This window comes from Kitasatospora sp. NPDC056651, assembly GCF_042792155.1.
Taxonomy (GTDB): domain Bacteria; phylum Actinomycetota; class Actinomycetes; order Streptomycetales; family Streptomycetaceae; genus Kitasatospora.
In genome coordinates, this window is record NZ_JBHTWX010000177.1 from 1 (window position 1) to 8,857 (window position 8,857).

6 protein-coding genes and 1 pseudogene are annotated in these 8,857 nt (G+C 72.5%); 5 read left to right on the forward strand and 2 right to left on the reverse strand.

Features of this window, described 5'->3' with window-relative positions; translation table 11 throughout:
* Positions 1–44: 44 nt before the first annotated feature.
* The gene (gene panB / locus ACFRAR_RS37195) at positions 45–914 is read right to left on the reverse strand and encodes a 3-methyl-2-oxobutanoate hydroxymethyltransferase (protein WP_380704603.1); all 870 of its coding nucleotides are present in this window, start codon (positions 912–914) and stop codon (positions 45–47) included.
* Positions 915–1,214: 300 nt separating this feature from the next.
* On the opposite strand from panB, the gene ACFRAR_RS37200 reads away from it, so the two are divergent.
* The 3 genes from ACFRAR_RS37200 (at position 1,215) to ACFRAR_RS37210 (ending at position 4,839) form a co-directional block, all read left to right on the forward strand.
* A complete protein-coding gene (locus tag ACFRAR_RS37200) occupies positions 1,215–2,822 on the forward strand; it encodes an MFS transporter (protein ID WP_380704605.1) in 1,608 nt (535 codons plus the stop codon).
* Positions 2,823–2,976: 154 nt separating this feature from the next.
* Positions 2,977–3,606: a TetR/AcrR family transcriptional regulator gene (locus ACFRAR_RS37205; protein ID WP_380704607.1), complete on the forward strand. Its 630-nt coding sequence runs from the start codon at positions 2,977–2,979 to the stop codon at positions 3,604–3,606.
* Positions 3,607–3,792: 186 nt separating this feature from the next.
* Positions 3,793–4,839, forward strand: coding sequence for an endonuclease/exonuclease/phosphatase family protein (locus ACFRAR_RS37210; RefSeq protein ID WP_380704609.1), 1,047 nt, complete (start codon positions 3,793–3,795; stop codon positions 4,837–4,839).
* 29 nt (positions 4,840–4,868) lie between these two features.
* On the opposite strand, the gene ACFRAR_RS37215 is transcribed toward ACFRAR_RS37210, so the two are convergent.
* Positions 4,869–6,635, reverse strand: coding sequence for an NAD+ synthase (locus ACFRAR_RS37215; RefSeq protein WP_380704611.1), 1,767 nt, complete (start codon positions 6,633–6,635; stop codon positions 4,869–4,871).
* 174 nt (positions 6,636–6,809) lie between these two features.
* Between ACFRAR_RS37215 and glnA the strand changes: the two genes are divergently transcribed.
* Both glnA and ACFRAR_RS37225 read left to right on the forward strand, forming a co-directional pair.
* Complete coding sequence (gene glnA / locus ACFRAR_RS37220) at positions 6,810–8,171, forward strand: type I glutamate--ammonia ligase (RefSeq protein ID WP_380704613.1); 1,362 nt, start codon at positions 6,810–6,812, stop codon at positions 8,169–8,171.
* Between the two features lie 162 nt (positions 8,172–8,333).
* Positions 8,334–8,857: pseudogene (locus ACFRAR_RS37225) on the forward strand (hypothetical protein); the annotation flags it as partial.

An 8,857-nucleotide genomic window follows, 5' to 3' on the forward strand; every position in this document is an offset into this window, starting at 1 on the left:
CGCTCCCCGGGCGGGGGAGCGGGGCCGCCGAGGCGGGGCCGGTGTCAGCGGAAGCTGTGCTCGGCCGCCGGGAAGGCGCCGGTGCGCACGTCCTCCGCGTAGGCCCGGGCGGCGTCGCCGAGGACGGTCCGCAGGTCGGCGTACTGCTTGACGAACTTGGGCACCCGGCCGGCCGTCATGCCGGCCATGTCGGTCCAGACCAGCACCTGGGCGTCGGTGTCCGGCCCGCCGCCGATGCCGACGGTCGGGATCGCCAGCTGCTCGGTGACCTGGGCGGCCAGCTCGGCCGGGACGGCCTCCAGGACGACCGCGAAGGCGCCCGACTGCTGGACGGCCTTGGCGTCGCGCAGGAGCTGGTGCGCCGCCTCGTCGCCGCGGCCCTGGACGGGGTAGCCGCCGAGGGCGTGCACGGACTGCGGGGTGAGGCCGATGTGGGCCATCACCGGGACGCCGGCCTCGACCAGCAGCTCGATCGAGCGGGCGCTGCGCTCCCCGCCCTCCAGCTTGACGGCGCCGACCCCGGCCTCCTTCATCAGCCGGGCGGCGTTGTGCATGGCCTGCGCGGGGGACTCCTGGTACGAGCCGAACGGCAGGTCGGCGACGATCATGGCGCGCTTGGTGCCGCGGACGACGGCGGCGGAGAGCATCACCATCTGATCCATGGTCACCGGCACGGTGGTCTCGTAGCCGAGGTGGCAGTTGCCCGCCGAGTCGCCGACCAGCAGCACCGGGATGCCGGCCTCGTCGAACACGCCCGCCGTGAGGGCGTCGTAGGCGGTGAGCATCGACCACTTCTCGCCGCGCTGCTTGGCGGCGGCGAGGTCGCGCACGGTGACGCGGCGGTTGGTGACCCCGCCGTAGAGGCTGGTGGTCGACGCCTGGTTCTGGGCAGGCGAAGGCGTAGAAGCGTTCATCGAACGGACTCCTGAAGGGTTGTCGTCTCGTGGCGCCGTACGGCGTCCCCGGATCACCTCCATGCTTGCACGCCCCGGCTCCGGCGCAAAGAGGGGTGCGGTCGTCCCGGTGCGATCCACGACACATCGGGCGTGCGGGCCGTGCGGCGCCGGGGTGCGCGCGGAGGCATCGGGCTTTGCCCTTCTTTGCGAAACGGATTCGTCTCGTATCGAATCGGCGACTAGGGTGGTTCGGGGGGTTACGAGACGCGCTCGGCTCGGAATTGCCCGCCAGTGCCATGCCAACGGACGGGAACACCAATGACCACCGCAGCCGCGCCACCTCGCGTGCCGGAAGCCATCCACCGCCGACGCTGGGCGATCCTCGGCACCCTGCTGCTCGCCCTACTCGTCGTCGTGCTCGACAACTCGATCCTCAACGTCGCGATGAAGACCATCGCGACCCCCGCTCCGGTCGGCCTCGGGGCCACCCAGAGCGACCTGGAATGGGCGATCAACTCCTACACCCTGGTCTTCGCCGGGCTGTTGTTCACCTCCGGCCTGCTCGGCGACCGGTTCGGCCGCAAGCGCGCGCTGCTGGCCGGCATGGTGGTCTTCGGCGCCGCCTCGCTGCTGTCCGCGCTGGCCGCCTCGCCCGGTGAACTCATCGGCTACCGCGCCCTGATGGGCGTCGGCGGCGCGCTCGTGATGCCCGCCACGCTGGCGATCATCATGAACGTCTTCGAGCGCTCCGAGCAGCCCAAGGCGATCGGGATCTGGGCCGGCGCGGTCGGCCTGGCCATCGCCGTCGGCCCGATCACCGGCGGCCTGCTGATCGAGCACTTCTGGTGGGGCTCGGTCTTCCTGGTCAACGTCCCGATCGTGATCGTCGCGGTGATCGCGATGGTGATCCTGGTCCCCGAGTCCAAGGACCCCAACCCGGGCCGGATGGACCCGGTCGGCGTGCTGCTGTCGATCGTCGGCCTGGTCGCGCTGATCTACGGCATCATCAAGGGCGGCGAGCTGGCCGACTTCACCGCCGTCGAGGCCTGGGCGCCGACCCTGGTCGGGGTGCTCGCGCTGGTCGCCTTCGTCCTGTTCGAACGCCGCACCGCGTTCCCCGCCCTGGACGTCGCCTGGTTCCGCAACCGGGTGTTCAGCGCCTCCGTGGTGGTCGTCGGCGTCGTGTTCTTCGCGCTGATGGGCGTCTCCTTCTTCGGTGTCTTCTACGTCCAGAGCGTGCGCGGCTACAGCGCCCTCCAGGCCGGCGTGCTGATGCTGCCGCTGGCCGCCGCCCAGCTGGTGTTCGCCCCGCGGGCGCGGCTGGTGGTCGACCGCTTCGGCGTCGCCGCCACCGCCGCCGCCGGCATGCTGCTGGTCGCGCTCGGCTTCGTCGGCTACGTCGTGCTGACCACCACCACGCCGATCTGGGTGCTGGTCGTGATCGGCCTGGTGATGGGCACCGGCATGGCGCACGTCATGCCGCCGGTCACCGTCGCGATCATGGCCTCGCTGCCCCGCGAGAAGGCCGGCGCCGGCTCGGCCGTCAACAACACGTTCCGCCAGGTCGGCGGCTCGCTCGGGATCGCCGTGCTCGGCGCGGTGCTCTCCACCGTCTACCGCGACGGCATGTCCGACGCCCTGACCCGGGTGCCCGAGGGCCTGCGCGACAAGGCCGGCGAGTCGCTGGAGGCCACCCTCGCCATCGCCGCCCGCATCCCCGGGGGCGAGGCGCTGATAGCCCCGGCGAACGACTCCTTCGTCCACGCCATGCACGTGGTGTCCGTGCTCTCGGTGGGCGTCTCGTTGATCGGTGCCGTCGTCGCCTGGTTCCTGCTGCCGCGCCGCCCGGCCGCCCCCGCGGGCCCGGCCGGCCCGGTCGCCGGGCAGCACGGCCAGGACCGGGAGTCCGCGGCCGCGGACGCCTGACCTGCGGCCGGGCCGGACGACGGCTCGGCGGCACGGTGCGACTGAGCGACAATGGCCCTGCCACCCGGGTGCGCCCCGGGTGGCAGGGCCACGGCCCGCCCAGTGAGACGGGACGGCGCCCTGCGCCCAGGGACAGCGAGGGAGAACAGCGGGGATGAACACGGACACCCCGACCGCCGACGCCGGGCAGCCCTACGCCGCGGTGCGCCGCGGCCGGCCGCGCAGCGAGGCCGCCGAGCAGGCCATCTTCGCCGCCGTGGAGGACCTGGTGTCGGCCGGCACCGCGATGTCCGAGCTCACCATCGAGGGCATCGCCGCGGCCGCGGGCGTCGGCAAGGCCACCATCTACCGGCGCTGGCCCAACAAGGAGGCCCTGCTGGTCGACGTGGTGGGCAAGCTGGAAGCCCCGATGCCGGAACCGACCGGCCAGGGCGCGCGGGCCGACCTGATCGTGATGATCGACCACATGCGCCGGCGCGGCCTGGCCAAGCGCACCCGCTGGGTGCTCAAAGCCGCCCTGGGCCAGCTGCACACCCTGCCCGAGCTCCACAACGCGTACCGCGAACGGGTGATCAAGCCGCGCCGCCAGGCCGCGCTGGACCTGGTGCGGCGGGCCGTGGCGGAGGGCGTGCTCCGCGACGACCTCGACGTGGACCTGCTCGGCGACCTGCTGATGGGCCCGATCCTCTACCGCACCATCCTCTGGGACGACTCCGACCTGGAGGACCCGGAGCTGGCCCGCACCATGGTCGACTCGCTGCTCGACGGCCTCGCGCCGCGCTGATCAACGCCGCTTGACGTGGCCTCGCTCACCAAACCGGGCCGCGCCGGAACCCGCTCAGGGAGCCCGACGTCTGTCCCGGCATAGGCTGAGCCGGAATCCGACCACACCGGCACCGGTCCGGTACGTGCCCGCACCGCGCGGGCCGGGCACCGGATCGGCGACGGCACGAGTGACGGGAGCCAGGGCATGGCGCAGGCGGACAGGACCGAGCGGATCGCGGCCCCCGGAGGCGGCACCGGCTCGGCCCCCGCGGCGCGGCGCGGCGGCTTCCTCGGTCTGCGCCACTGGGGCCGGGACGCCCGCGGCAGCAGCACCTGGCGGCGCGGCCTGCTGATCGCCCTGCTGGCCGTGCTCACCGCCGCGCTGCTCGCCTTCCACGCCCGGCTGCCCAACAGCGTCGGCAACCTCGGCAGCCTGCTGGAGACCTTCCTGCCCTGGCTGGGCCTGGCCGTCCCGGCGCTGCTGGTGCTCGCGCTGCTGCGCCGTTCCGCCACCGCGCTGCTCGCCCTGCTGCTGCCCGCCGTGCTCTGGACCAACCTGTTCGGCGGCCTGCTGAGCGACAAGCGGGGCGGCCCCGGCGACTGGACGGTGGTCAGCCACAACGTGGCCGCCGCCAACACCGACGTGCCCGGCACCGTCCGCACCCTGGTGGACTCGGGCGCCCAGATCGTCGCGCTGCAGGAACTGGCCGGCACCCAGGTCCGCTCGTACGAGACCGGGCTGGCCGGTGCCTACCCGCACCACACCGTGGCGGGCACCGTCGGGCTCTGGTCGAAGTACCCGATCGGGGACGTCTCCCCGGTGGACCTGAAGATCGGCTGGACCAGGGCCTTCCGGGCCGAGGTCACCACCCCGCAGGGCCCGCTCGCGGTGTACGTGGCCCACCTGCCCTCGGTACGGCTGAAGGCCGAGGGGGGCTTCACCGTCAACCAGCGGGACATCAGCGCGCAGGCGCTCGGCGACGCGATCCAGGCCGAGCCGCTGAAGAAGGCCCTGCTGCTCGGCGACCTCAACGGCACCATGAACGACCGCAGCCTCGCGCCGGTCACCTCGCAGATGCGCTCGGCCCAGGGCGCGGCCGGGGACGGCTTCGGCTTCAGCTGGCCGGCCGCCCTCCCGATGGCCCGGATCGACCAGATCATGAGCAAGGGCGGGCTGGAACCGCTCGACTCCCGCACCCTGCCCCGGGACGGCAGCGACCACCTCGCGGTGGCCGCCACGTACAGGTACTAGCCAGGCCCTGCCCGCGCGTACCGGCCGCGCTAGCCCCGCCGCCAGCGGTTGGTGATCGGCAGGCGGCGGTCCCGGCCGAAGTTCTTGGCCGAGATCTTCGGGCCCGGCGGGTACTGGCGCCGCTTGTACTCGGCGGCGTCGACCAGCCGGACCACCCGGTCCACCACGGCCGGGTCGAAGCCGGCCGCCACGATCGCGTCCCGGCCCTCGTCGTCCTCGACGTACCGGGTCAGCACGGTGTCCAGCAGGTCGTAGTCGGGCAGCGAGTCGGTGTCCACCTGGTCCGGCCGCAGTTCGGCGGACGGCGGCTTGGTGATGGTGTGCTCCGGGACCGGCGGCACCTCGCCGCGCCGCTCGGCCTCCTCGTTGCGCCAGCGGGCGAGCCGGAAGACCAGTGACTTGTAGACGTCCTTGATCGGCCCGTAGGCGCCCACCGAGTCGCCGTACAGGGTCGAGTAGCCGACCGCCAGCTCGCTCTTGTTGCCGGGCGCGAGCACGAGGTGCCCCTCCTGGTTGGAGATCGCCATCAGCAGGGTGCCGCGCAGCCGGGACTGGAGGTTCTCCTCGGCCAGGCCGGTCAGCTCGGTCGCGCCCAGGTAGGCGTCGAACATCGGGGCGATGGAGACGGTCCGGAAGTGCAGCCCGGTGCGCCGGGCCAGCTCGGCCGCGTCGTCCCGGGAGTGCTGCGAGGAGTAGCGGCTGGGCATCGAGACGCAGTGCACGTTCCGCGCGCCGACCGCGTCCACCGCGATCGCCGCCACCAGGGCCGAGTCGATGCCGCCGGAGAGGCCGATCAGCACGGACTCGAAGCCGTTCTTGGTCACGTACGCCCGGGTGCCGGAGACCAGCGCGGCCCAGATCTCCGCCTCGTCCGACAGCCGCGGCGCCACCTCGGCGGTCAGCCGGCCGACGGGCGCGGGACCGGGCCCGGCCCCGGTCCCGCCGTCCGCTCCGGTGCGGACCAGGTGCAGCCCGTCGCTCAGCAGCAGGCCGTCGGTGCGGTCGCCGGTCGCGGCCGGCAGGTCGAGGTCCAGCACCAGCAGGTGCTCCTCGAACTGCGGGGAACGGGCGAGGACCCGCCCGTCCGCGCCGACCACGATCGAATCGCCGTCGAAGACCAGCTCGTCCTGGCCGCCGACCATGTTGACGTACGCCAGGGCGCATCCCGCCTCGGCCGCCCGGCGCCGCACCAGCTCCAGCCGCAGGTCGTCCTTGTTCCGCTCGTACGGGGAGCCGTTGACGACCAGCAGCAGCCCGGCGCCGGCCTCGCGGGCGGCGGTGACCCGGCCGCCGTCCTGCCAGATGTCCTCGCAGATGGCCAGCGCGACGTCCACCCCGCGCACCCGCAGCACCGGCAGCTGGTCGCCCGGGACGAACCAGCGGAACTCGTCGAACACGCCGTAGTTGGGCAGGTGGTGCTTGGCGAAGCGGGTCACCACCCGGCCCCGGTGCAGCACGGCGGCGCAGTTCTGCGGGGAGCCGGCCGGGCGGTTGAAGCGCGGCGAGGCGCGCTCGGAGCGCCCCAGGTAGCCGACCACCACCGGGACCTCGCCCGACCCGTCCGCGGCCAGCCGGCCGGCCAGCTCGACCAGCGCGCCGCGGGAGGCCTCGACGAAGGAGCGGCGCAGTGCGAGGTCCTCCACCGGGTACCCGGTGAGGGCCATCTCGGGGAACGCGACCAGCTGCGCGCCGGCCCGCACGGCCTGCCTGGTCCGGCGCACCACCTCGTCGCCGTTGCGGGCGAGGTCGCCCACCCAGGGATCGATCTGGCACAGGGCGAGACGGAGAGTGGGCATGCTCCGAGTTTAATCGTCTAACTGACGCGATGTCCTGGGCGGAAGCGGCCGAAGGGGGGTCCGCACTGCCGGGCCGGGTGGAGATCGGCCATGATGGGGGCGACGCTTTACGAGGTCTTTCCCCGACCTCCGGCGCGTAACACGAGCGTAAAGAGCAGAGGTGAGACTGTCCCCATGGGCAAGCAGCAGCAGTTCGTGCTTCGGACGCTCGAAGAGCGTGACATCCGGTTCGTCCGACTGTGGTTCACCGACGTGCTCGGGTTCCTCAAGTCGGTAGCGGTCGCGCCCGCCGAACTGGAACAGGCATTCGAGGAGGGCATCGGCTTCGACGGCTCCGCGATCGAGGGCTTCGCCCGGGTGTACGAGTCCGACATGATCGCCAAACCGGACCCGACGACCTTCCAGATCCTGCCGTGGCGCTCGGAGACCCCGGGCACCGCCCGGATGTTCTGCGACATCCTGATGCCGGACGGCTCGCCCTCCTTCGCCGACCCCCGGTTCGTGCTCAAGCGCACCCTGGAGAAGGCCTCGGAGCAGGGCTTCACCTTCTACACCCATCCGGAGATCGAGTTCTTCCTGCTGAAGAACCTCCCCGGCGACGGCACCCCGCCGATCCCCGCCGACCAGTCCGGCTACTTCGACCACACCCCGCGCGGGGTGGGCCACGACTTCCGCCGGCAGGCGATCACCATGCTGGAATCGATGGGCATCTCGGTCGAGTTCTCGCACCACGAGGGCGCCCCGGGCCAGCAGGAGATCGACCTGCGCTACGCCGACGCGCTGTCCACCGCCGACAACATCATGACCTTCCGCCTGGTCATGAAGGAGGTAGCGCTGGAGCAGGGCGTGTACGCGAGCTTCATGCCCAAGCCGTTCTCCGAGCACCCCGGCAGCGGCATGCACACCCACGTCTCGCTGTTCGAGGGCGACCGCAACGCCTTCCACGAGTCCGGCGCCGAGTACCAGCTCTCCAAGGTCGGCAGGTCCTTCATCGCCGGCCTGCTGAAGCACGCCGCCGAGACCGCCGCCGTCACCAACCAGTGGGTGAACTCGTACAAGCGGATCTGGGGAGGCTCCCAGCGCACCGCGGGCGCCGGCGGCGAGGCGCCGTCCTACATCTGCTGGGGTCACAACAACCGTTCGGCGCTGATCCGGGTGCCGATGTACAAGCCGGGCAAGCAGGGCTCCACCCGGATCGAGATCCGTTCCCTGGACACCGGCTGCAACCCGTACCTCGCCTACGCCGTGACGCTCGCGGCCGGCCTCAAGGGCATCGAGGAGGGCTACGAGCTCCCGCCCGGCGCCGACGACGACGTGTGGGCGCTGACCGACTCCGAGCGCCGCGCCCTCGGCATCCAGCCGATGCCGCAGAACCTCGGTGAGGCCATCGATCTGATGCAGCGCAGCGAGCTGGTCGCCGAGACCCTCGGCGAGCACGTCTTCGACTTCTTCCTGCGCAACAAGCACAAGGAATGGGAGGAGTACCGCTCCGAGGTGACGCCCTTCGAGCTGCGGAAGAACCTCCAGGTGCTCTGACGGTTTGTCAATCCGGGTGGGCCGTGCGGGCGGTGTGGGCGGTGTACCCCACGCACGTTAATCCGTTGGGCCAATGAGGTTACTCTGCAGCGGTGCGAGCCGTGGCGGCGTGACGAAGAGGCGTATTCAGAAGATCCGTTTTGCGGATCATCCTGGAGTGTCATGCGTACTCGAATCACCACCCTGGCCCTGTCCGGACTGACGTCGGCCGCCCTCGTGTGGGGTGCCGGCTCCGCGGCCTACGCCACGCCCTCCATCGACCACCACACAGCCGGCGCACCGGCGGCGGCCCAGGGTGAATGGGTCGACGGGCTCCTCCGTCTGGCCGCGGAGGGCAACGGCGGCACCACCGCCCAGGGCTCGAACTTCGGCGGCAGGGACTCCCTGGCGTCCAAGCTGGTGTTCCGTCAGTCCTACGGGACGGACGGCGCCAAGGCGCCCACGGCCGGCGCGCCCGCGGCTGTCGCCCAGGCCCCGGAGGCCCAGGCCCCGGTGGCTCAGGCGCCGGCCGCGGCGAAGGCCCCGGCGGCCGTCCAGGCGCCGGCTGCCGCCCAGGCCCCGGGGGGCGGGGGTCACGCGCCGGCCGCCCGCCCCGCGGCCCCCCCCCCCGCCCCGCCGGCGCCCGGCGCCCCCCGGGGGGGGGGGGGGGTGCGGTGGGGCGAGGGAGAAAACGAGCCGGTCGGGGC

What these genes read in the sequence shown, in the direction of transcription:
- panB (WP_380704603.1), bottom strand. Translation starts at nt 914, where the DNA reads ATGAACGCTTCTACGCCTTCGCCTGCCCAGAACCAGGCGTCGACCACC.
- ACFRAR_RS37200 (WP_380704605.1), top strand. Translation starts at nt 1,215, where the DNA reads ATGACCACCGCAGCCGCGCCACCTCGCGTGCCGGAAGCCATCCACCGC.
- ACFRAR_RS37205 (WP_380704607.1), top strand. Translation starts at nt 2,977, where the DNA reads ATGAACACGGACACCCCGACCGCCGACGCCGGGCAGCCCTACGCCGCG.
- ACFRAR_RS37210 (WP_380704609.1), top strand. Translation starts at nt 3,793, where the DNA reads ATGGCGCAGGCGGACAGGACCGAGCGGATCGCGGCCCCCGGAGGCGGC.
- ACFRAR_RS37215 (WP_380704611.1), bottom strand. Translation starts at nt 6,635, where the DNA reads ATGCCCACTCTCCGTCTCGCCCTGTGCCAGATCGATCCCTGGGTGGGC.
- glnA (WP_380704613.1), top strand. Translation starts at nt 6,810, where the DNA reads ATGGGCAAGCAGCAGCAGTTCGTGCTTCGGACGCTCGAAGAGCGTGAC.